The 22,950-nt window shown below is 44.6% G+C and carries 23 protein-coding genes; 9 read left to right on the plus strand and 14 right to left on the minus strand.

The genetic code is table 11. From position 1 onward, the window contains the following. Window positions 1–10: 10 nt before the first annotated feature. Window positions 11–424: a hypothetical protein gene (locus FTV25_RS08850; RefSeq protein ID WP_004781855.1), complete on the plus strand. Its 414-nt coding sequence runs from the start codon at window positions 11–13 to the stop codon at window positions 422–424. 66 nt (window positions 425–490) lie between these two features. Here FTV25_RS08850 and leuB read toward each other — a convergent pair whose 3' ends face one another. The 4 genes from leuB to leuC form a co-directional block, all read right to left on the minus strand. Next, entirely contained in the window at window positions 491–1,570 is a 1,080-nt protein-coding gene (leuB, locus tag FTV25_RS08855; RefSeq protein WP_004781852.1) for a 3-isopropylmalate dehydrogenase, read from the minus strand. A 41-nt stretch (window positions 1,571–1,611) separates the two neighbouring features. Further along, window positions 1,612–2,175 (minus strand): hypothetical protein, encoded by a 564-nt coding sequence (locus tag FTV25_RS08860; RefSeq protein ID WP_034702380.1) that lies wholly within the window; start codon window positions 2,173–2,175, stop codon window positions 1,612–1,614. A gap of 88 nt (window positions 2,176–2,263) precedes the next feature. Next, entirely contained in the window at window positions 2,264–2,914 is a 651-nt protein-coding gene (gene leuD / locus FTV25_RS08865) for a 3-isopropylmalate dehydratase small subunit (protein ID WP_034702382.1), read from the minus strand. 21 nt (window positions 2,915–2,935) lie between these two features. Next, the gene (gene leuC, locus FTV25_RS08870) at window positions 2,936–4,369 is read right to left on the minus strand and encodes a 3-isopropylmalate dehydratase large subunit (RefSeq protein ID WP_004781848.1); all 1,434 of its coding nucleotides are present in this window, start codon (window positions 4,367–4,369) and stop codon (window positions 2,936–2,938) included. A 262-nt stretch (window positions 4,370–4,631) separates the two neighbouring features. Between leuC and FTV25_RS08875 the strand changes: the two genes are divergently transcribed. From FTV25_RS08875 to ovoA, 3 genes are all read left to right on the plus strand, one after another. After that, window positions 4,632–4,868 carry a DUF2061 domain-containing protein gene (locus tag FTV25_RS08875; RefSeq protein ID WP_159123642.1) on the plus strand — a complete coding sequence of 79 codons (237 nt, stop codon included), beginning with the start codon at window positions 4,632–4,634 and terminating at the stop codon, window positions 4,866–4,868. 185 nt (window positions 4,869–5,053) lie between these two features. Continuing rightward, the gene (locus FTV25_RS08880; protein WP_004781845.1) at window positions 5,054–5,923 is read left to right on the plus strand and encodes a LysR family transcriptional regulator; all 870 of its coding nucleotides are present in this window, start codon (window positions 5,054–5,056) and stop codon (window positions 5,921–5,923) included. A 217-nt stretch (window positions 5,924–6,140) separates the two neighbouring features. Continuing rightward, on the plus strand, window positions 6,141–8,264 hold the full coding sequence (ovoA, locus tag FTV25_RS08885; protein WP_166138123.1) for a 5-histidylcysteine sulfoxide synthase: 2,124 nt from the start codon (window positions 6,141–6,143) through the stop codon (window positions 8,262–8,264). A 43-nt stretch (window positions 8,265–8,307) separates the two neighbouring features. Here ovoA and FTV25_RS08890 read toward each other — a convergent pair whose 3' ends face one another. Together FTV25_RS08890 and FTV25_RS08895 are read right to left on the minus strand one after the other, a co-directional pair. Beyond that, window positions 8,308–8,559, minus strand: coding sequence for a DUF2789 domain-containing protein (locus FTV25_RS08890; RefSeq protein ID WP_004781841.1), 252 nt, complete (start codon window positions 8,557–8,559; stop codon window positions 8,308–8,310). 156 nt (window positions 8,560–8,715) lie between these two features. Then, window positions 8,716–9,366, minus strand: a complete 651-nt coding sequence (locus tag FTV25_RS08895) for an HAD family phosphatase (RefSeq protein ID WP_180002976.1) — start codon at window positions 9,364–9,366, stop codon at window positions 8,716–8,718. Between the two features lie 182 nt (window positions 9,367–9,548). On the opposite strand from FTV25_RS08895, the gene FTV25_RS08900 reads away from it, so the two are divergent. From FTV25_RS08900 to FTV25_RS08910, 3 genes are all read left to right on the plus strand, one after another. After that, a complete protein-coding gene (locus FTV25_RS08900) occupies window positions 9,549–10,031 on the plus strand; it encodes an RNA pyrophosphohydrolase (RefSeq protein ID WP_004781838.1) in 483 nt (160 codons plus the stop codon). 91 nt (window positions 10,032–10,122) lie between these two features. Beyond that, window positions 10,123–12,420 carry a phosphoenolpyruvate--protein phosphotransferase gene (gene ptsP / locus FTV25_RS08905; RefSeq protein WP_034702391.1) on the plus strand — a complete coding sequence of 766 codons (2,298 nt, stop codon included), beginning with the start codon at window positions 10,123–10,125 and terminating at the stop codon, window positions 12,418–12,420. A gap of 42 nt (window positions 12,421–12,462) precedes the next feature. Next, window positions 12,463–12,963 (plus strand): hypothetical protein, encoded by a 501-nt coding sequence (locus FTV25_RS08910; RefSeq protein ID WP_180002978.1) that lies wholly within the window; start codon window positions 12,463–12,465, stop codon window positions 12,961–12,963. On the opposite strand, the gene FTV25_RS08915 is transcribed toward FTV25_RS08910, so the two are convergent. Further along, a complete protein-coding gene (locus FTV25_RS08915; RefSeq protein ID WP_004781833.1) occupies window positions 12,960–13,136 on the minus strand; it encodes a hypothetical protein in 177 nt (58 codons plus the stop codon). The genes FTV25_RS08910 and FTV25_RS08915 overlap by 4 nt on opposite strands. Before the next feature lie 637 nt (window positions 13,137–13,773). On the opposite strand from FTV25_RS08915, the gene FTV25_RS08920 reads away from it, so the two are divergent. Next, a complete protein-coding gene (locus tag FTV25_RS08920) occupies window positions 13,774–15,294 on the plus strand; it encodes a catalase (RefSeq protein ID WP_004781832.1) in 1,521 nt (506 codons plus the stop codon). A 126-nt stretch (window positions 15,295–15,420) separates the two neighbouring features. Here FTV25_RS08920 and FTV25_RS08925 read toward each other — a convergent pair whose 3' ends face one another. From FTV25_RS08925 to FTV25_RS08935, 3 genes are all read right to left on the minus strand, one after another. Next, entirely contained in the window at window positions 15,421–15,561 is a 141-nt protein-coding gene (locus FTV25_RS08925) for a hypothetical protein (RefSeq protein ID WP_004781830.1), read from the minus strand. Between the two features lie 81 nt (window positions 15,562–15,642). Beyond that, the gene (locus tag FTV25_RS08930; RefSeq protein WP_180002980.1) at window positions 15,643–16,698 is read right to left on the minus strand and encodes an MBL fold metallo-hydrolase; all 1,056 of its coding nucleotides are present in this window, start codon (window positions 16,696–16,698) and stop codon (window positions 15,643–15,645) included. Between the two features lie 411 nt (window positions 16,699–17,109). After that, window positions 17,110–18,048 carry a cation diffusion facilitator family transporter gene (locus FTV25_RS08935; protein WP_034169853.1) on the minus strand — a complete coding sequence of 313 codons (939 nt, stop codon included), beginning with the start codon at window positions 18,046–18,048 and terminating at the stop codon, window positions 17,110–17,112. 131 nt (window positions 18,049–18,179) lie between these two features. On the opposite strand from FTV25_RS08935, the gene FTV25_RS08940 reads away from it, so the two are divergent. Then, window positions 18,180–18,617, plus strand: coding sequence for a GNAT family N-acetyltransferase (locus FTV25_RS08940; RefSeq protein ID WP_180002982.1), 438 nt, complete (start codon window positions 18,180–18,182; stop codon window positions 18,615–18,617). Between the two features lie 55 nt (window positions 18,618–18,672). Here FTV25_RS08940 and FTV25_RS08945 read toward each other — a convergent pair whose 3' ends face one another. The 4 genes from FTV25_RS08945 to hcaB all read right to left on the minus strand — a co-directional run bounded on the left by FTV25_RS08945 (window position 18,673) and on the right by hcaB (window position 22,949). Then, window positions 18,673–19,581: a DMT family transporter gene (locus FTV25_RS08945; RefSeq protein WP_180002984.1), complete on the minus strand. Its 909-nt coding sequence runs from the start codon at window positions 19,579–19,581 to the stop codon at window positions 18,673–18,675. Window positions 19,582–19,867: 286 nt separating this feature from the next. Continuing rightward, on the minus strand, window positions 19,868–21,097 hold the full coding sequence (hcaD, locus tag FTV25_RS08950) for a 3-phenylpropionate/cinnamic acid dioxygenase ferredoxin--NAD(+) reductase subunit (protein ID WP_180002987.1): 1,230 nt from the start codon (window positions 21,095–21,097) through the stop codon (window positions 19,868–19,870). Window positions 21,098–21,101: 4 nt separating this feature from the next. Further along, window positions 21,102–22,067 carry a 3-carboxyethylcatechol 2,3-dioxygenase gene (locus FTV25_RS08955; protein ID WP_180002989.1) on the minus strand — a complete coding sequence of 322 codons (966 nt, stop codon included), beginning with the start codon at window positions 22,065–22,067 and terminating at the stop codon, window positions 21,102–21,104. A 66-nt stretch (window positions 22,068–22,133) separates the two neighbouring features. Next, complete coding sequence (gene hcaB / locus FTV25_RS08960; RefSeq protein ID WP_004781818.1) at window positions 22,134–22,949, minus strand: 3-phenylpropionate-dihydrodiol/cinnamic acid-dihydrodiol dehydrogenase; 816 nt, start codon at window positions 22,947–22,949, stop codon at window positions 22,134–22,136. Window position 22,950: the final 1 nt, after the last annotated feature.

Here is a 22,950-nt window from a genome sequence, read left to right on the forward strand (position 1 = left end):
GAGTGATGTGATGTTGATAAGCAAAGGTACTCCTCTGGTATTGGGCTTGAGCATCCTGTTGCTCGGTCTGTCAGGGTGTGCACAGACACCCACGATCAGCCAGACCGACCGTGAAGCTTATTTACAACAATTTATTGGTCAGAGCAGCCAATATATTGATCGCAATTTAGATCTGAAACGTTTGGGTTATCAGCAAATCAGTGAGCCTGAGCTCAGCTCCCAACAGCTCAGCTATGTCGTAGAACGTCCTGTGACCGTTCCCTTACCAATTGCCCAGTTTCCGGCAGCAGGTACAGGCACAGTTCCGGTTCCAGTCACTGTGAGTCCTGCATCAGGTTATGATGTGAATTTGCAATGCAAGATTACCTTTTTGCTCAAAGACAATATTGCAACTTCTGTCAGCCTTTCGGGTCGAACCTGTTAATCAAAATCAGTCATAAAAAAACGCAGCTCAAGGCTGCGTTTTTTTTACATGAAACTAATGAGTAACTCAGTTCAATGCAGTTACCACTGCCTGACCCATTTCCACTGTACCCACTTTAGTCATGCCTTCAGACATGATGTCAGCAGTACGCAGACCTTGGTCTAAAACATTCCCTACTGCATCTTCAATCGCTTTAGCGGCTGCTTCTTCACGGAAGGTATAACGCAGCATCATGGCTACAGACAGAATGGTTGCCAATGGGTTTGCCAGGTTTTGACCTGCGATGTCTGGTGCAGAACCATGGCAAGGTTCGTACATCCCTTTACCATTTTCATCCAATGAAGCTGATGGCAACATACCGATTGAACCAGTCAGCATTGCAGCCTCATCAGACAGGATGTCACCGAACAGGTTTGAAGTCACAATCACATCAAACTGCTTAGGCGCACGTACTAACTGCATCGCAGCATTGTCTACATACATATGAGACAGGTTAATGTCCGGATATTGCTCTTCTTTCAGTGCAGTCACGGTTTGTTTCCAAAGCTCAGTCACTTCAAGCACGTTGGCTTTATCAACTGAACATACTTTACCGCCACGCAGACCAGCAAGTTCGAACGCAACCTTGGCAATACGTTTGATTTCAGATTCTGCATAAACGTCAGTGTTGAAACCTTGTTTTTCGCCATTTTCCAGTTCACGGATCCCGCGTGGCTGACCGAAGTAAATACCACCAGTCAATTCACGTACGATCAGGATATCCAGACCAGAGACAATTTCCGGTTTCAAGCTAGAGGCATCAGCCAATTGTGGATAAAGAATCGCTGGACGCAAGTTCGCAAACAGATTCAACTCACTACGTAGTTTTAACAGGCCACGTTCTGGACGGATTGAACGCTCAATCGTATCCCATTTTGGACCGCCTACAGCACCGAGCAGAATTGCATCTGCTTTTTTCGCCTGTTCAGACGTTACGTCTGGATAAGGTGAACCGTGTGCATCAATCGCAGCACCGCCCAACAGACCTTGTTCCCATGTTAAACCCAGATTGAATTTTTCATTAACTCGTGTAAGCACCTGTTCTGCGGCTTTTACAATCTCAGGGCCAATACCGTCACCAGCTAAAATCAAAATTTGTTTAGACATGAGCTTTTCCATTTATAAGGTCAGGCATCCACCTGACTAGGTTAAATTTTTTTTTCTACAAACTCTGCAATGCCATTGATGACATTATAGGGTTTGCAAAAACGACGAATCACTTTCTGCTCTTGCAATAGGTCCACACACAATGGATCAGGTGCAGAGGCATTTAATAAACTGGTGCTACGTGCATTTCGGTCACGGAACATTTTCAGGGTATAGCGTTTATTCGCCTTAAACTGCTGGAACAGATGCAAGGTCTCAGCCTTATCCTTGCTAATCGGATAGAAACGCACCACCAGTTCATGCTGCCCTTCCGGTACAGATAAATAAATCGGATTATCCTGTTTCAGGTTTTTGGCCTGCAAACGAACCAGACGCTGATCCAGCGCTTCTGGGCTGATTCGCTTGGTGGATTCATCCACAATCATGGTCCGATTTAAACGTTCAAACTGACAATCCGGTGTGCCTGCACAATAAATCAAGGCATTGGATTTGCTTTCTGCATCTTCTTTGGCATGTTTAAGTTTGAAGGTATCAATGCTCTGACACGCGGTCATCAGCACTGATACTGCACTTAGAGCAAGCCACTGTTTCCAATACGTTGCCATGATGTCTGTATTAACCTATCAAAAAAAATTAATAATCTTCTGATATTAGCAAGGCCTTCGCAGTCATGCCATGACAATTTTTGCTGTTTTATGAATGAATTTCAGCAAATACCCATGGGCGTGATTGTTTGGTTTTTTCTTCGTAGGCACGAATATCATCTGCTGCCTGCAAAGTTAAGCCAATATCATCCAAACCATTTAACAAACAATGCTTACGGAATGGGTCCACTTCAAACTTGAAACTTTCGCCATTTGGTGTACGAACTTCCTGCGCTTCCAGATCAATCGTTAACTGATAACCTTCAGCTGCTGCACATTCCTTAAATAACCGATCAACCGTTTCTTCCGGCAAGATCACCGGCAACATGCCATTTTTAAAACAGTTATTAAAGAAAATATCAGCAAAGCTTGGTGCAATCACAGTACGGAAACCGTATTCATTCAATGCCCACGGCGCATGCTCACGGCTTGAACCGCAACCAAAGTTAGCACGAGAAATTAAAATCGATGCACCTTGATAACGTGGCTGGTTTAACACGAAGTCCGGGTTAATCGGACGAACCGAGTTATCCTGACCCGGATAACCTTCATCCAAATAACGCAATTCATCAAACAGGTTTTCACCGAAACCGGTACGTTTGATCGATTTCAAAAACTGTTTTGGAATAATTAAATCTGTATCGACATTGGCACGGTCTAAGGGTGCAACAATACCTTGTTCAACGGTATAAGCTTTCATATTTCTGCTCCTGCGTACCAATTAAAATGAACGGACATCAACAAAGTGACCGGCAATCGCTGCCGCCGCCGCCATGGCTGGACTCACCAAGTGGGTACGACCGCCATTACCCTGACGACCTTCAAAGTTACGGTTTGAAGTTGAGGCACAATGTTCGCCTGGCTGCAACTTGTCAGCATTCATTGCCAAGCACATAGAACAGCCTGGTTCACGCCATTCAAAACCAGCTTCGATAAAGACTTTGTCCAAACCTTCAGATTCTGCCTGCTGTTTCACTAAACCCGAACCCGGAACGACCATGGCCTGCTTAATGCTAGAAGCCACTTTACGGCCTTTGATTACTTCAGCCGCAGCACGAATATCTTCGATACGTGAGTTGGTGCAAGAACCGATGAATACACGGTCTAACTGAATATCTGCTAAAGGCTGACCTGCAGTTAAGCCCATATATTGATAAGCACGGTTCCAGTCATTGCGCTGTACATCATCTTTGGCCTGTTCCAAAGTTGGAACCGCTTGAGACACCGGAATCACCATCTCAGGAGAAGTCCCCCAAGACACTTGCGGTTCAATCTCTTCACCTTGTAACACTACAACTGTATCGAAGTGAGCACCTTCGTCGGAGTGCAAAGTATTCCAGTACGCAACCGCCTGATCCCATTGCTCGCCTTTCGGTGCATATGGACGGTCTTTAACATACTCAATGGTTTTTTCATCGACTGCGACCATACCGACACGTGCACCCGCTTCGATTGCCATGTTACACACGGTCATACGGCCTTCAATCGACATGTCACGGAACACCTGACCACCAAATTCAATCGCGTGACCTGTACCGCCTGCAGTTCCGATTTTACCGATAATGGCTAAAACCACATCTTTCGGTGTTACGCCCTGACCCAATTTACCGTCAACGCGTACCAACATATTTTTCATTTTCTTCTGAACCAGGCATTGGGTTGCCAATACATGTTCAACTTCTGATGTTCCAATCCCGTGTGCCAAGCAGCCAAATGCACCATGTGTTGCAGTATGTGAGTCACCACATACAACGGTCATACCTGGCAAAGTTAAGCCCTGCTCAGGACCTACAACGTGCGCGATCCCTTGACGAATATCGTTAATATCAAATTCAACAATATCGAATGTCTTACAGTTGTCATCCAAGGTTTGTACCTGGATACGTGAAGTATCATCTTCAATCCCAGCCACGCCCTGCTCCCGCTCTTTTTTAGAGGTCGGTACGTTATGGTCAGGTGTTGCGATGTTGGCACTTAAACGCCATGGCTTACGGCCAGCAAGTTGCAAGCCTTCAAAGGCTTGTGGTGAAGTCACTTCATGCAATAAATGACGGTCGATATAAAGTAGAGCTGAACCATCATCTCGTTGTTTTACTAAATGGTCATCCCATAACTTATCGTATAATGTTTTTGCTGTTTGGGTCTCGCCTGCCATGTCGATGTGCTCCACTGGACTGGGTAAATTCTTTCGCTAATTTTGATTATATCGCTGCATTCACATAAATCTAATTTATCATTTTTATTAGTTAAAAAACTTTTTGGAATCTTTTAAAACTTAAATTAAATCATGGTTTAGCTCTCTTTTTATAAATCTAATTTTCCGATCGTTTTATTAAAAATATTCGTTTTTACAAATTAAATGAGAATTATTATTATTTCCTCATCGGCACAGATCATTTGTTTTGAGGAAGATCCACATGGCACATATTCAACGTTTCGTAGACAACAATCAGCGCATGTTCAAAAAGACATTTAGCTATTACATCATGCACATCACTGTCGCGATGTTAGTGGGCTATTTTGTCACAGGCAGTTTAACCATGGCGATTGCCTTGAGTTTATTAGAACCGACTGTACAGGCAGTTGCTTTCTTCTTCCACGAGAAAATCTGGGAAGCAAAAAGCCAGCAACAGGATGAGGAAATCACCGCATAATTTTTTGTCGATCTTCCTCTTTGAGCCACCTACCCTCGGTGGCTTTTTTTATGACATAAAATAAAACATTTAAAAATGTGTATTAATTCAACATTAAACCAAGAGTTCTATATTTTTACTTTGATTTATTCTCAAATTATTACAATAATAAACTTAAGCATAAAAAAACTTTATAGGTGATCAAGATGAATCTCGCAGCTTTTGAAGCCTTTGTAAAAGTCATGGAAACAGGTTCGATTTCTTTGGCTGCAGATCAGCTTTTTATTACCCAACCGGCTGTGACCAAACGTATTCACAGTCTGGAAGAATATTTTGGGGTGAAATTATTTGAATCTGCGGGCCGTGGTGTTCAGGCCACTCATGCGGCACATTCCCTGCTGCCTAAGGTAAAAAACTGGCTGAACGAGTTGGGTGATATTCACTACACCCTGAGTCATGAACAAGGTCAGGTCCAAGGCAAACTGAAAATTGGCACCAGCCATCATATTGGCCTGCATCATTTACCGAGCCATCTGCGTGAGTATGTACAGCAATATCCAAATGTGACGCTAGATGTACATTTTGTAGATTCTGAACAGGCGCATGAACAGGTCATTGCTGGTGATCTGGAACTGGCTTTCCTGACCTTGCCACCGCATGGTGATGAACGCCTAAAATATGTCACTATCTGGAATGATCCTCTGGTTTTTGTGGTCGCACCATTCCATCCACTGGCTCAGCAAAAAAACCTGTCTCTTGAAGATCTGGTGAATTACCCAAGCCTGCTGCCTTCTGCGCAGACCTATACTACGCAGATTACGATGGCCGAGTTTGAAAAGCAGGGCATCAAGCCGAAAACGACCATGAGCAATAACCCGCTTGAATCCATCCGGATGCTGGTTTCGATTGGTTTAGGCTGGTCAGTCTTGCCCAAAACCCTGGTCAACCATGACCTGCAAGAACTGGATCTGAATCTGGAAATGAACCGTCAGCTCGGTATGGTCTGGCATCCGGGTCGTACTCAATCGAAGGCGGCTGAAGCATTGGTTCAACTGATGCAAGGCCCGTCAATTTAAAATTAATTTTCACATTTCTCTGCTGCATCGATATCGATGCAGCATTTTGTTACCTAAATACATCGCATCAGTTGCTTCCTTTCAAGTACTTTTAAAAGTATCAAATTCATTTTCCTGAAGATGAAAAATTAAAACGTATTCAAGGAAGCACAGAATGCAGATCAAATCTTCTGATTCCAAAACTTTATTATCTTCTTCTCATGACCTGCTCGAAGAAATGGGTTTATGGAAACCGCTTAAACCAACGCTACACCCGACTCCCAACCTTGATTTTGAAGATGAACCGACAGCGCGTGCCGTATTACGTGATTATTTTCTAAATACCTTTGACACCTATGAGCAACTGTTTGACTGTCTGAAAAATGAAGAAGCCTTTTATGACAAACCGATTGCCTTACGTCATCCACTGATCTTTTATTTTGGTCATACTGCCACTTTTTTTATCAATAAGCTGTTGCTGGCTCAACTGATCCCGGAACGTTTAAATCCGCATCTGGAAAGTATCTTCGCGATTGGTGTAGATGAAATGAGCTGGGATGATCTGGATGAACAGAACTATCACTGGCCTAGCATTCAGGCGGTACGTGATTACCGGCATCAGGTGCGTGCCCTGGTCTTGAAAGTGATAGAACATGCGCCGCTACAACTTCCACTGAACTGGCACAATCCCTGGTGGACCATCATCATGGGCATTGAGCATGAACGGATTCATCTGGAAACCTCTTCAGTTTTAATTCGCCAGCATCAGTTACGTTATGTACAGAATCATCCGCAGTGGCGTGCCAATGTCATTACCGGTATTGCGCCTGAAAATAGTCTGGTAAAGGTACCGGCAGGTCAGGTCAATTTACATAAAAATTTCGAACATGCTTTTTATGGCTGGGACAATGAATACGGCCACCATCATGCCGAAATTGCAGAATTCGAAGCCTCTAAATATCTGGTGTCCAATCAGGAGTTTTTAGCCTTTGTTGAAGCAGAAGGTTATCAGACAGCTGACTACTGGACTGAAGAGGGCCAGCAATGGTTAGCATTTTCTCAAGCCACACATCCTACCTTCTGGGTCAAAACGGAACTGGGTTGGTCCTTAAGACTGATGCTGGAAGAAGTTCCAATGCCTTGGGACTGGCCAGTCGAAGTGAATTATCATGAAGCCAAAGCTTTCTGTAACTGGAAATCAGCACAGACCGGAGAATCCATTCGTCTGCCCACTGAGGATGAATGGTATCGATTGTATGCAGTTTCAGGACTGGATCCAAAATTACCAAGTCCTGAGCAAGCCAATATTGAATTAAAATATGGCCCTAACTCTTTTCCGGTGGATCATTTTCAGCATGGCGATTTTTATGATGTTCAGGGCAATGTCTGGCAATGGACCGAGACCCCGATTTATCCTTTCGAAGGCTTTCAAGTCCATCCTTTCTATGATGATTTTAGTACCCCAACCTTCGATGGCCAACATCATCTGATTAAAGGCGGTTCCTGGATTTCAGCTGGCAATGAAGCCCTGCACAGTTCACGCTATGCGTTCCGGCGACATTTTTTCCAGCATGCCGGTTTTCGTTATGTTGCCGCGGAAGAGACATCACCGCAGTTTCACTCTCAATATGAAAGTGATCAGCTGATTTCCCAATATCTGGAATTCCAGTATGGAGCAGAATATTTTGCTGTTCCAAACTTTGCCCAAAGCCTGATTCAATTGGCTCGTTCTTATTTTCAAAACATTCCGTGTCATAAAGCGCTGGATATCGGGTGTGCAACCGGACGCGCCAGCTTTGAACTGGCCCAAGATTTTGATCAGGTCACCGGTCTAGATTTTTCAGCCCGTTTTATTCAGCAAGGTGTGGTGCTGGCGCAAGGAGAGACCCTGCGCTATAGCATTCCTGTTGAAGGTGAACTGGTGGAATATAAATCCTGCTCACTGGCAGAACTTGGACTTGAACAGGTTGCCAATAAGGTCGAGTTTTATCAGGGCGATGCCTGCAACCTGAAACCGCAGCTTAAAGATTATGATTTTATTCTGGCAGCTAACCTGATTGATCGTCTGCATCATCCTAAAGCTTTTCTAAGTGAGATTCATAATCGCCTGAATATAGGCGGCATTTTGATGCTGGCCTCACCTTATACCTGGCTGGAAGAACATACAGCACGCAGTGAATGGATCGGCGGATTTAAGCAGGCGGGAGAAAACCTGAGTACCTTAGAGGGCATCAAAGCTTTGCTAAGTCCACATTTTGAAATGCTGGACGAACCTGTGGATGTGCCTTTTGTGATCCGAGAAACAGCGCGTAAATATCAACATACCCTGTCCCAAATAACTTTATGGAAAAGGGTACGATAATTCCAAAATGAAAAAGCCAATCAGTTGATTGGCTTTTTGTTCGCTATTCCATCCCACTGGTAGCATCTTCATGCAGAGATTCATTAAGCTGATCCACCACAATGGCCCATTCTCCATCTGAAGCAATTTTTTCAGCCAGGAACTGGCGCTGTGCATCTGACCAATACGGCGCCTCCATCAGGTTTACATCTTTGGGTAATTGATGCTCATGAATAAATTGGGCAATCCCTTCTGCACTCGAATCCAGACCTAACTGTGCAAATAGATGAGTCATACGTGGTCTAACTTGGGTCATTTTCATTACCTCAGCGCTTGCTATCGTTATTGTCGACTTGCTTTATTTATTCTGAGCATAGCATGTTTATTCAGCAACGGGCATGTCAAAAAGTACCCTATTCTGCTTATAAAAAAGCACAACCGAAGTTGTGCCTGATTAAATCAAAAGAATTGCTTAAATCGACCAGTCCTGAATTTCCCAGCCCTGTTCTTTGGCCAATGCTTCCAGACGATCATCCGGATTCACAGCAATGGCATGATCTGCATGTTCCAGCAGAAAACGGTCATTGATTGAATCTGAATAGGCCCAAGACTCGGTCACGTCACGACCTGCCAGCCATTGTTCCAGACGGGTCAGTTTACCTTGTTGATAGCAGGCAATATTGGTCACCTTACCGGTATATTTACCATCAACGACTTCAGCATTGGTGGCAATAATTTCAGTAATCCCAAACTCACGGAAAATCGGTGCAGTAATAAAGTCCGAAGTTGCAGTAATGCCTACAATTTCATGCCCTGCATCTTTATGGCGCTGAATCGCTTTAAAACCTTCCAGACGCATCTGGGGGCGAATGACTTTTTGCATGAACAGTTGATGTAATTCGGTCAGATAATCATGGTCATGTTGGGTCAAAAACTGGAACACAAATTCATTATAGGCATAGGGATCCAGTTGACCCTTTTTATAGTCCTCATAGAACTTGTCATTCATGGCGCGGTGATGAACGGGATCCACCAGGCCTTCATTGACCAGGAATTCCCCCCAGGAATGATCCGAATCGGTGTTTAACAGGGTGTGATCGAGATCAAATAGCGCCAATTTCATGAAAATACTCGTAAAAACTGAAATTTAAGAAAAAAATTGTAAATCTATCTCCGCTAGTCGATAGAAATTCGTTAAGATCATAGCAATTTTAACATTTTTAAACTTTGCTTTTTTTCGAGTTGGATAAAGAAATAATATTCCCCGAAAGCAAAGGCATAAATTAAACAATTTTAGGTAGCCAAATGATCGACTCAGAAGGTTTCCGACCGAATGTCGGGATCATTTTGGCAAACGATGCTGGACAGGTTTTATGGGCAAAACGCATTGGTCATAATGCATGGCAATTTCCACAAGGAGGTATCCAATATGGAGAAACCCCTGAGCAGGCACTTTATCGTGAGCTGAGAGAAGAAGTTGGCTTACTGCCTGAACACGTCCAGATTATCGCGCAGACCAAAGGATGGTTGCGTTATCGTTTGCCGTATCGATACATTCGCACGGATTCAGATCCGGTATGTATCGGTCAAAAACAGAAGTGGTTTTTACTCAAACTGACGGCGCCCGTACAGAACATTCAACTTGATCTGTCCGATCCGCCCGAATTTGATCAATGGCAATGGGTCAGTTACTGGTATCCATTAGGCCAAGTGGTGAATTTTAAACGCGATGTTTATCGCAAGGCCATGATTGAACTCTGTCAGCAATTACCACAACAAAAACCTTAAAAAAATCGCGTGCATGTGCAGATTTTTTGCTCGGCTATTGTTATAAATAAACTAAATTACCGGACTTCTAAAAAAATACGGAGCAGCTCCCATGTCGAATATGCAACTGGATACCCTGAGACGCATTGTCCAAGAGATTAATGCGTCTGCCAGTTTGCATGAATCACTCGATATTATGGTCAATCAGGTGGCCGAGGCCATGCATGTGGATGTCTGCTCCATTTATCTGCTCGATGAACGCAACCAGCGCTATCTGTTGATGGCATCTAAAGGCCTGAAGCCTGAAGCTGTCGGTCATGTGTCTCTACATACCGGTGAAGGTCTGGTTGGTCTGGTGGGTCAGCGTGAGGAAATCGTTAACCTCGACAATGCCCCTAAGCATGATCGTTTTCTGTATTTACCGGAAACGGGCGAAGAAATTTATAATTCCTTTCTGGGCGTTCCAGTCATGTACCGCCGTAAGGTCATGGGCGTACTGGTGGTCCAAAATAAAGAATCCCAGGATTTTAGTGAAGCGGCTGAATCATTCCTGGTTACGCTATGTGCCCAGCTTTCGGGCGTAATCGCTCACGCTCACGCAGTCGGTAATATTGATGTATTCCGCAAGCCAAATAATTTACCGGCATATAAAACCTTCCAGGGCGTATCGGGTTCTGGCGGTATCGCACTCGGCCGTGCCATTGTGCTTTATCCACCTGCAGATCTGGGCGCTGTTCCGGATCGTGAAGCAGATGATATTAGCGAAGAACTGGCTTTGCTAGATAATGCCTTAAATTCGGTACGTGAAGAAATTCAGTTCCTGGATGACAAGATGCAGGATGCGCTGATGGCCGAAGAACGTGCTTTGTTCAGTGTGTTCCTGCGTATGCTGGATGAAAATGCCCTACCATCGGAGATTAAAGCACTGATTCGTGATGGTCACTGGGCACAAGGTGCGGTTCGCATCGTGATTGATAACCATGTGGCGCAGTTTGCCCAGATGGAGGATGATTACCTGCGTGAACGTGTCGCTGATCTAAAAGATCTGGGACGTCGTATTCTGGCCAAGTTGCAGGAAGCCGATGAAAGCCATCGCGAACTGACAGATGAAAGTATCCTGATTGGTGAAGAAATTTCAACGGCTGCACTGGTGGAACTGCCTGTTGATAAGATTGCCGCGATTGTCACCACTGAAGGTGCCATGAATTCGCACATGGTGATTGTGGCACGCGCACTCGGTATTCCGACTGTCGTGGGTGTGACTGAACTGCCAATCAATACCCTGGATGACGTCGAGATGATTGTCGATGCGCATCAGGGCCGTATCTTTATCAATCCACCACGTCGTCTGCGTACCCGCTATAAAGAAATTCAGAAAGAAGAAGAACAGATTGCCAAAGATCTACGTCAATACGAGACCAAAGATGCAATTACGCCAGATGGTACCGCTGTACGTCTGTTTGTAAATACCGGCCTGATGATTGATGTGGTTCGTGGTGTACAGCGTGGTGCCAAAGGTGTTGGCCTATACCGTTCGGAAATCCCGTTCATGCTACGTGACCGCTTCCCGGGCGAAGAGGAACAGCGAGCCATTTACCGGCAGCAACTGAGTCACTTTGCCAATAAACCGGTAGTCATGCGAACGCTGGATATTGGTGCAGATAAAGACCTGCCATATTTCTCGATTGAGGAAGAAAATTCAGCATTGGGCTGGCGCGGAATTCGTTTCACGCTGGATCATCCTGAAATCTTTTCTTCACAGATTCGCGCCATGCTAAAAGCCAGTATTGGCCTGAACAATCTGCATATCCTACTGCCGATGGTGACCAGTGTCAGTGAAGTTGAAGAAGCACTGTATCTATTAGAGCGTGATCATTATGCCGTTCAGGAAGAAGAGCAGGTCAAAATTACCAAACCGCAAATCGGAATTATGGTCGAAGTACCAAGCGTACTGCATCAGATTGATGAATTTTCTGAACTGGTCGATTTCTTCTCGGTCGGTTCTAACGATTTGACCCAATATTTACTTGCTGTAGACCGGAATAATCCACGTGTGGCCAATGTCTATTCACACTTACATCCAGCGATCCTGCGTGCCCTGACCCGTCTGGTAGAGGATTGTCACCGTAATAACAAACCGATCAGTATCTGTGGTGAAATGGCCGGTGATCCTCTATCGGCCGTACTATTAATGGCCATGGGATTCAATACCCTGTCCATGAGTTCTAGCAATATTTTGAGAGTCCGAAAAACGATTTGTCATGTACCGATGCCTGATGCACAGGAATTACTCAAACATGTACTAAAACTGGACAATCCACTCATGGTAAAAAGCTGGATGGAGCATTATTTTAGAACACATGGTTTAGGAGATATGGTGAAATCCACCACCCGTATGGTCAGCGCTTAAGGAGGAACTTTTCCAGGTTCCTCTGCATCAGTCGAGGTACTTATGGAATTTGTGCTTATCCTGCTTATGCTGGCTGCAGCGTTTTATTTTATTATTGTTGCACCGGCCTTACGTTCACAAAAATCCAGATATACATCTTCTCATGATCGTATCAATACCAGCTCGAGTCACCAGTATATCCGTGAAACTGAACGTCCTAAAGCCTGTCCCTTATGGGGAATTGAAATTTCTCGTACCCAGCAACGGCGTTTAGGCAAGAATGATCCATCGGTCATTGCGGCAAAACTGTATCGGCAACAGCTAGGAAAATTTGCCAGTTTTCAGCAAACCCGGCCTATGGCTGATGCTGATCCAAATAGATCTTCGAGTTCTGCGACCCTGCCCCGTTTTTTTCAAAATATGTTTCCCGAAGAAGCTTCTTCAACCACCCGGCGGACTTCACCGCATTCTTCGAAAAGAAATTCATCTTTTCACTATACCCTCCAGAATCCCTTAAAGTCAGCTCCTGTCCAAAGCAGATCCACTTCTTCCTGGCCGCCCTAAGCCGCCCATAAAAAAGGGCGATCATCTTGTTGATATCGCCCTTGTTTGTGCTTGGTATAACCACGTTTTGCATTTTTCTTCCGGTCTACAAAAACCTGGCTTTTATTGACTTCATGCATATGTTTGGCCACGAAGTTTGGCATGACTGCCTCTACAGCTTTTTTCTTTGCCATCTTGCTCTCTGTTTAATTTGGACTAAGGAAATGATCCGCTCGGGATGTGAAATGATTATAAGGGCGACTGGCCAATTTTCAAGCAGATCAGGACTTAAATATTTTCCAGAAAATAGATAATTTGGTAGATATTCTTGCTGTAAAAATCAGAAAATTGTGAGCAAGAGAATGCTGATTTAACTACCTGTTTAATCCTTGAATTTTAATCCTTAAATCTTTCTATTTAAAAAATATTTATAAAATTAATAACTTAATAAATATTTAATAAAACCTAATGAAATCTAAAAGAGATATTGAAGCATTTTTCTGACTTAGAGAAGACATCTTAAATTCTGATTTTCTTACTTAATCATTTTAAACTGAGTGAAAAATTTGCATATTTTAACATTGTCACATTTCTAGAAATATCTTATGTTCAAATTAGATTATTTATTTTCAATGACTTAATTTTTATTCATTTAGGCAGTATTTTCTGAAGTTACAGAAAAACCAAACTTATTGCCAAAACACCCAATTCAACAACTCACTTAATTAAAAATCTGTTGGAAATAAAGCCCCTAATGTTATTCCTGCGCTTATAGATGATTTTTTTGAATGCTGGAATAACGAATAAAATTCTCAACGCTTGGAGAGAAATATGAGCCAAGATATGAAAAAGTGCCCTGTCACCCATCTGACTACTGAAGCTGGCGCACCTGTAGTCGACAACCAGAACAGTATGACGGCAGGTAGCCGTGGCCCATTGCTGGCCCAAGATTTATGGCTGAATGAAAAACTGGCTAACTTTGTTCGTGAAGTGATTCCTGAGCGCCGTATGCACGCAAAAGGTTCAGGTGCATTTGGTACCTTTACCGTAACCAATGACATTACTGAATATACCCGTGCAAAAATTTTCTCGGAAGTCGGTAAAAAAACCGAACTCTTTGCCCGTTTTTCGACCGTCGCTGGTGAACGCGGTGCAGCTGATGCAGAACGTGACATTCGTGGTTTTGCCCTGAAATTCTATACCGAAGAAGGGAACTGGGACCTAGTCGGTAACAATACACCGGTATTCTTCCTGCGTGATCCACGTAAATTTCCTGACTTAAACAAAGCAGTAAAACGTGATCCGAAAACCAATAAACGTAGCGCCACCAATAACTGGGATTTCTGGACTTTATTGCCGGAAGCACTACATCAAGTTACCATCGTAATGTCCGATCGTGGGATTCCGGCTGGTTACCGTCATATGCACGGTTTCGGCAGTCATACCTACAGTTTTATCAATGCCCAAAATGAACGCTTTTGGGTAAAATTCCATATGCGTACCCAGCAAGGTATCAAGAATCTGACTGATGCTGAGGCAGCAGAGTTGATTGCTAAAGACCGTGAAAGCAGTCAAACCGACCTGTTTGATGCGATTGAACGTGGCGATTATCCGAAATGGAAAATGTACGTTCAGATCATGCCTGAAACAGATGCCGAGAAAGTGCCTTATCATCCGTTTGACCTGACCAAAGTCTGGCCGAAAGGTGATTATCCACTAATTGAAGTAGGTGAATTCGAACTCAACCGTAATCCGGAAAACTATTTCCAGGACGTAGAACAAGCCGCTTTTGCGCCAAGCAATCTGGTACCAGGTATCAGCTATTCACCGGATCGCATGCTACAGGCACGTTTGGTCAATTATGCTGATGCAGCGCGTTACCGTGTAGGTGTGAATCATGCCCAGATTCCGGTCAATGCCGCACGTTGCCCGGTACATTCAAATCACCGTGATGGTTTGGGCCGTATGGATGGCAACTATGGTTCATTGCCGCATTATGAGCCGAACAGTTTCAGCCAGTGGCAGGAACAGCCAGAATTCAGAGAGCCCCCCCTCAAAATCACGGGTGATGCAGATTTCTGGGATTATCGCAAAGATGATAATGACTACTTCAGCCAGCCACGTGCCCTGTTCAACCTGATGAATGATGAGCAGAAACAGGCTCTATTTAATAATACCGCAGCCGCAATGGGTGATGCGCTTGATTTCATCAAGTACCGTCATATCCGTAACTGTTATGCCTGTGATCCCGCCTATGGTGAAGGTATTGCTCAAGCTCTTGGGATGAGCGTAGCTGATGCCCAGATGGCTCGAGCAACTGATCCAGCTAAAGGCCTACCAAGCTTTCTCTAAGTTTTTTAGCTTGAACTGAGCGAATAAAAAACCACCCGAGGGTGGTTTTTTTATTGGTGTTAAATTAAAGCATTAGGAATATGAATTGCAGTTCATTTCAGGTCATGTGTTTGACGGTCACGGATTTCAAAAAGGTTCTTCTACCAGTACCCAGATCTTTTTCATATCCATCAGATTCACGAAGAAATCATTGCTCAACATACCCACCCGATCAGTCAGTATGCCATGCTTGTTTCCACCACGATTGGCACCTGTACCCTTCAGCATAGGATTTAATCCTATACAAATGAGAGCTACTCTATATGCTAGCTAACGACTCAATCGTTATACAGGAGTGATCTTAAGCCCTTAGACAATAATCCGTTTGCCCTCACGAATACAGTAAAACGGGTTAATCAGCTTGGATGAATGCTGAATAATATGCTGCAGTTCATTTTCAGGCTGGTCACGTGCTTCATCAGTGAGCTGGAAGGTCCGATAATGGATCGCCATTGAGCAACGTGCCATTAAGTCCTGATGGGCATGAAAAGCATCTTCCGGATTCATATGAATATTGCGCATCAGTTCACGTGGTTCATAGGCACCGATCGGTAACAGCGCAATTCGTGGTGGCCCCAAGCGTTTGCGAATTTCCTTGAAATGCGGCGCATAGCCGCTATCCCCGGTAAAATAGCAATGATCCTTGCCATTCAATAAGGAAAAACCGCCCCATAATGCGCAGTTCTGGTCACGCATTCCACGTCCTGAAGCGTGCTGTGCTGGCGAATAGACAATCTGGATATCTTCAAAAAATGCATTTTCCCACCAGTCCATTTCAATGACATTATAGTCTTTAGGCAGGTACCAGCCATTACCAAGGCCGGTATAGATCGGCATTTGATAGGTCTGATGCAACCAGGCCAAGGTCGCCAGATCCATATGATCATAATGGTTATGGCTGAGCAATACGGCATCAATATGCGGCAGCTCATCCAGGGCAATGCCAGCAGGAATAACGCGCTGTGGCCCTCGGGATGCAGAAGGACTGGCATATTCACACCAGACCGGATCAGTCAGAAAATTATACGGCCCGATCTGGATCAGAGCGGTGGCATGCCCAATAAACCAGATTTGCCAGTCATCTAAAGTGGCTTCTGGCCGATTTTGTGGCAAGGCACGCGGACGTGAAAAAAACTCGGCACGTTCCTGTTCCAGATTCACTTCCCAGGTGCTGGATTTTCTGGTGAATAACCATTTATACAAGTCAAAGCGACTCTGCTCGAGCGAATGATGCTCCAGATTCTTAAACCGCTCACCATCAAAATGATCGGAATGTAGATAATCAAATACCGGCTTGGACCAGAGATGTTTCCAACTGGACTCAGTCTCAAGCTGAAATTTTTTAGTCTTGAAAAGATCTTGCATAAATATCCACTATTTATTATTTGTTATATGCAAGACAGCATCCACCTGGAATTTTCAAACGGAGCATCTCTTTAAATCGCATACAAACTTATATACTTCGGTATTTCAGCATAGTATGAAATACGTGCCTAAGATTCATTTATGTTTTTGTTATTTTTAGCAAAACATCGAGCCCATGGAAAGACTAAAACCGATGAAAAGCTTCTAAAAAAATGAATACTCGAGATCAAGTTTGTGCCCATTCTGCTTTCTAAAAAGACAGGAGAATGATCGATATTCATCCGATAATTCTCACTCCATACCTGACTGTACATGATTTCATAACCTAAATTTTTATCCCGTATTCATGTAATCACGCTTGATGCCCTTCTGACTATCCGACGAAAGTTATCTGCTGAAAACTTCACTTCCTTAAATACGACCCTGGGTCCGTTCCAGCCATACCGCTTTGGTTTGAGGTTTCACAAACAGGGTAATAATTTCTGGGTGTAGCTGTTTGATCTGCGCTTCAATCCGGTTGACGCATGCTTCAATTTCATCAGAAGTCAGATCGTCTTTGAATTCCAGACTTAAGGAGGCAATCACCTGATGCGCGCCCATCTGCTCGGTGAGTACACCATTGGCGCTATAAACCGCAGCATCCTGCTGGGCAATGTTAAGTACATTTTCACGCAGTCTAGGATCTGCTGTTTCACCCAGCAATAGGCCTTTGGTTTCACGTGCCAGTAACCAGGCCGATACCGCCAACACGACACCAATCAGAATAGAGGCTGCACCATCCAGTTCAGGAATATTCAGTTGATGAGCCAGGAAAATCCCGATCAGAGCAATAAAAAGCCCCACTAGCGCAGCAGTATCTTCAAATAACACAGTAAAGGTGGTCGGATCTTTACTGCGCCTAAAAGCTTCAAAATAGCCCATCTTCCCTTTCATTTTACGAAAGGTTCTTAAAGCTACGGTCCAGGAGAATCCTTCACACAGAATCGCAATACCCAGCACAATATAGTTGATCATCGGATCCTGCATTTCTTCAGGATGAATGATGTGCAGGATACCTTGATAGATGGATACAATCGCACCCAGTGCAAAGACCATCAAGGCCACAATAAAGGCCCAGAAATACAGTTCACGGCCATAGCCAAAAGGATGGTGGGCATCTGGACGCTGCTCTGCTTTTTTCATGCCGTACAGCAGCAGAATTTCATTCAGGGTATCGACCACCGAGTGAATCGCTTCACTGAGCATCGCAGAACTATTGGTAATATAGGCTGCGACAAATTTAACCAGCGCGATAGCCAGGTTGCCAAATAATGCTGCATAGACCACAATTTTATTAGATTCAGATGACATTCAAAGTTGTCCTAGTTTTTCCTCAAACAGATGGATCTATTTGATTTTTCATTTTATCTCTTTGCATCTTAATAAACTGCTGACATAAATTGTTTATTGTTTTGTTGTTCTCATTTTTAATCGGAATCTTCATGGCTGTGATTGTCCCTACTTCTGCCAATCGGCATCCTCAGCTCCTAAAACTGTGGGAACAGTCCGTCCGGGCTTCGCATCACTTCCTGAATGACGAGCAAATCCTGAAGATTCGCCAGCAGATTATTCAGCATAGTTATTTTGATCAGGTGCAACTGTTCCATGTGGAACATCAGCAGCAGATTCTAGGCTTTATGGGCATTGCTGGCAGCAAACTGGAAATGCTGTTTATTTCCCCTTCGGCCTTCCGGCAAGGCATTGGTAGCCAGTTATTGCAACATGCCCTTACTCTGGGTGTGACTGAAGTTGATGTGAATGAGCAGAACCCCGATGCGACTGCTTTCTATTTAAAACATGGTTTCGAGATCATCAGCCGCTCAGAAACCGATAGCGAAGGTAATCCCTACCCGATACTGCATCTAAAACTGCAAAAATAAAAAAAAGGAAGCCAAAGCTTCCTTTTATATGTAAATTTAGTTTGCACTGTAAATCTTAAGACTTGGAAAAATACTGCTCGCGCCATTCTTTCCAGAAGTACATCACGATCCCGAACATCACCACGGCAATACCGGCAAAGGCATGGCTGCTGATCACTTCGTTATTCAGGGTTGCACCGAGAATAAGGGCAATGATTGGCGTCATTACATTACTGAGGGATACGGTGGATGCGGCTAAACGGCGAATCAGCCAGAAGTAACACAGCATCGCCACAATCGAAGATAGAATCATCGTAAAACCAAAGCCGAACAGCGCCTGCATAGTTGGCATTTGTGTTGGGAAAGATTGCCAGATAAAAGGAATGATTAGTAATGATCCCAATGAGGAAACAATCAAAGAACCGGTGGCTTGGGACATCGGTTTTAAAGGAGCATTGATCTGCTTCACCCAGAAAATCGAGCTGATATAAGACACCATACTAATCAGCATCAGAACCACGCCCCACGGATTCACCTTACTATCTGCTGACTCCGCAAAGACAAAACTTAAACCACCGACTGCCACAGCCATACCGAGCCATTGCAGCCAGATCAGGCGGTTGATTTTCAGGATGACATGCCCGATCAGACCTGCAACCAGCGGTGAGAAACCGAAAATTAAAGCCATTAAGCCTGAGGTCAAATAATTCGCCGCCAGATAGATAAATAACTGCGCACCAATGAGGTTCAGACTACCTGCTACATAGCTCATCATGGAGGTTCGATCAAATGGCAATGGATTACGCATGGCAGCCAAGATCACCAAAGCCAGCACAGAAGCACCGAAATAACGGATGATCAACACCCACATCGGATGTACTTCTTGCACGCTCCAGACAATCGCCAGTGGCGTCGCTGCCCAGATCAGCACCAGCAAGGCATAAATACTTGCCGTCACCAGCATGGGAGATGAATTTGAATTCATAAAAGACTCAATTAAATTTTAATCAGAAAGAATTGAACTAACTTCTCGCTCAAATCCACAATCAACAATACTGATGGAGGCAGGGATGCCACCGCTAAACTGGGATATAGGGATATATCCTCAGTTTAGCAAAAGATTTTTGTTACTTTTCATCTTTGAAAAGTAAGCCAAACCTACACAAAGCCATTTCAAATCACAATGGAATGTGAGGTCATGACAGCACAATCTGACAGACATAAAAAAGCAGACCCAGGTTGCCCGAGGTCTGCCCTTTTGTAAACTCAGATTACTTCACAAGTTTACGAAGATCCTGGCTGAGATCTAAATATTTGTCTGCTTCAAACGCAGCATTCTTGCTGATCAGCTTTTTCAGGTGACGCATTTCTTTTGCCGCATTTACAGTAATACCGCCAACAATAACGCCATCAGTCACACCAAACATCACGAATGATGATTCAGCGCGAAGCTCTGGATTGATTTCACCACGAACTTGCCATTCAGCAGCCGCCATATCACCTACGAACTGGTAATTGATGTCCAACTGATCTGTCCAGAACCATGCTGGGTTTGGAGCCGGATGTTCAACGCCCATTACGTGACGCGCAAAGATCCCTGCTTGCAGGTTGGCATTTTCCCAAGTTTCGACACGACGGTGGTTACCACAGTCACGTAATTGAGTTGCCACGTCACCTGCCGCATAAATGTCTGCATTTGAAGTCTGGCAGTTTTCATTCACTTTAATCGCGAAATCAACATCTAGGCCAGCGTCGACTGCTAGCTGTGCATTTGGCACGATACCAATACCATAAACTACTGCATCAGCGCGAAGTTCTTCACCACCCTCAAGGGTAATCACAACTTCTTCACTGTCCAGTTTGCAGTCTGCAATCTTGGTTTCCAAGCGAACGTCAATACCAGCCAAACGTTGTTGTTCCAGCAGGAATTCGCTCAGGATACGAGGTGAACAGCGACCCATGACCATAGGACCCATTTCGATCACAGTTACCTGACACTCTTTGAAACGTGCAGAAGAAGCCAGTTCCAGACCAATCACACCACCGCCGATCAAGACAATACGACGGCCTGATTGCAATACAGGCACCAGTGCCTGTGAATCTTCCAGGTTACGCAGCGTATAAACATGTTTACCCAGCGCATCGAAGTTCGGCAGACGACGAGCTGCGCCGCCTGTAGCAAGCAACAGTTTGTCATAAGCAACAACGTCACCATTTTGAAGTTCAACCGTATGCGCTTCAGCGTTGATTTTTGCCACGCCATTGCCACGAATGGTTTCTACACCAAGTTCCACCAGTTTTTCTTCTGACAGAATCTCAATCTTGGTTTCTTCAGGTTTTAGAATCACGTCTTTAGACAGTGGTGGACGCTCATAAGGAAGATGCGTTTCATCACCGATCAGAATGATTTTACCTTCGTACTTGTTGCCACGAAGTTCTAAAATCGCGCTTGCACCTGCCTGGCCAGCACCTACAATTACGATGGTTTCGATGTTGCTCATGTCTTTAACCTTTTAACTCTGCAGATACGATGCCGAAGCCCGCAATCCATTCACTGATTTCTTCATAACAGTGTGTTGTCATTTCGTACTCGCCCATTTCGCTTAAAGCAGCAAATGCAGCCATCCACGAACGAACTTCCTGACCACCACGGCCACCATCACGGCGGATTTCAGCTTCAGTCATGGCTTCCAGTGCAGTGAAGTCGGCATTCTTGAATTTTTCAAGCAATGCGATATCCCATTCAGCATTCAGAGGAACTGCAACAGAGGTGTCACCTGCTGCCAGTTTCTGGCCCACTGCAATAATTTTTGACTGACGCGCGTTACGTGCTTCAGGTGTCGGGTTACGACCAGCAATCAAGAACTCTTCCACTTCTGGAGGTACAGAACCCATTTGCGGAGTTGGTGGATCATGTGACAGACCACCTGTACCCAGAACTAGTACACGCTCATTTTCAAGGTTCAGAGATTTGATGAACTGACCTACAGCACGGCCCAAAGCGATGGTGCGCTTCGTGGTTGGCATCGGTGCTGCAGCGCCATTAATGAAAATTGGAATCGTTGGATAACGATCAAGTTTGCCGTCGCACAGGAAGTGCAATGGCTGAGTCACACCATGGTCAGCTTGCATACGGTAAGAATAAGCAACGTCCACACCTTCATCGAGTACACGACGGACCAAGCCCAGTGCTTTGTCTTCAGGTACATCAATGTGTGCATTGTCTTTACCATAGTCCCAGTCCCCTGCAGCCGTCGCACGAATGCCCACGCAGAAGCTCGGCATCAGGTCATAGAAGAAACCATTGAAATGGTCAGGACCAAAGGTAATGATCAGGGTTGGGTCGTAAGCTTTTACTTCAGCAGACAGTTTTTCAAACGCTTCACGAACGGCCTGTTCTTTGCGTTTTTCCTGCGGTGAAGCAAATTCCATTAAAGGACTGTGCGATGCACAAATAAGTTTAACGGCCATGAGAGACTCCTTAAAAGGAAGGCAGCCAAGAACAGGCTGCCGAAAAGTCCATTTCAGACTAGATTTTTATTCGTCAAAGAAACCGGCACGTGGCTGACGTAAGCCGCGAATACCCAGACCGCATTCTGCATTGATCAGAACACCAGTCAAAGGACGGTTATTTTGACGAGATGCCAAGAGCACATATGAACCAGTCATATCTTCCGGCTCAGGTAAGAAATTCAGTGGCATGCCACGTGCGATTTTCTCAGGATCACGTGCATCGAGCAGGCCAAGATTTTCCTGACCCAAAGATGCAGCACCTTTGATATTCACATTCATACCTGATGGCGCAACGGCATTGACTCGGACTTTAGGTGCAAGTTCATAAGCCAGTTCTTTCATAATGCCTACACCGGCATGTTTTGATGCAGTGTAAACCGGACCGCCACCTGCAGAATAAAGTGCAGAATTTGACAGTGTGAAAATGATCGAACCTTCAGATTTCACGAGCTCATCAAGTGCAGCTTTGGCACCCAAGATCAGAGATTTGGTATTAATCCCCATAATCTCATCAAAGGCTTTTTCCAGCTGCTCACCTGAAGTATTGACGATATCGGCATAGTGATCCCAGATACCGGCATTACCCACGAAACAGTCGAGTTTACCGTAACGCTCTACAGTCGCTTTAACAGCGCGGACGTTGTCTTCATAGCTGGCCACATCACCTGCGATTGCCAGCACGCGATCACCAAAATGTGCATTCAGTGCATCGACTTTAGACTGTGAACGTTGAAGAACGGCCACTTGTGCACCCTCTTCCAGGAAACGTTCTACCAGTGCCCAACCGAGACCTGAACCACCACCAGTGATCAGTGCAACTTCGCCTTGTAGCCAACCCATG

The sequence above is a fragment of the Acinetobacter sp. YH12249 genome (assembly GCF_013417475.1).
Taxonomy (GTDB): domain Bacteria; phylum Pseudomonadota; class Gammaproteobacteria; order Pseudomonadales; family Moraxellaceae; genus Acinetobacter.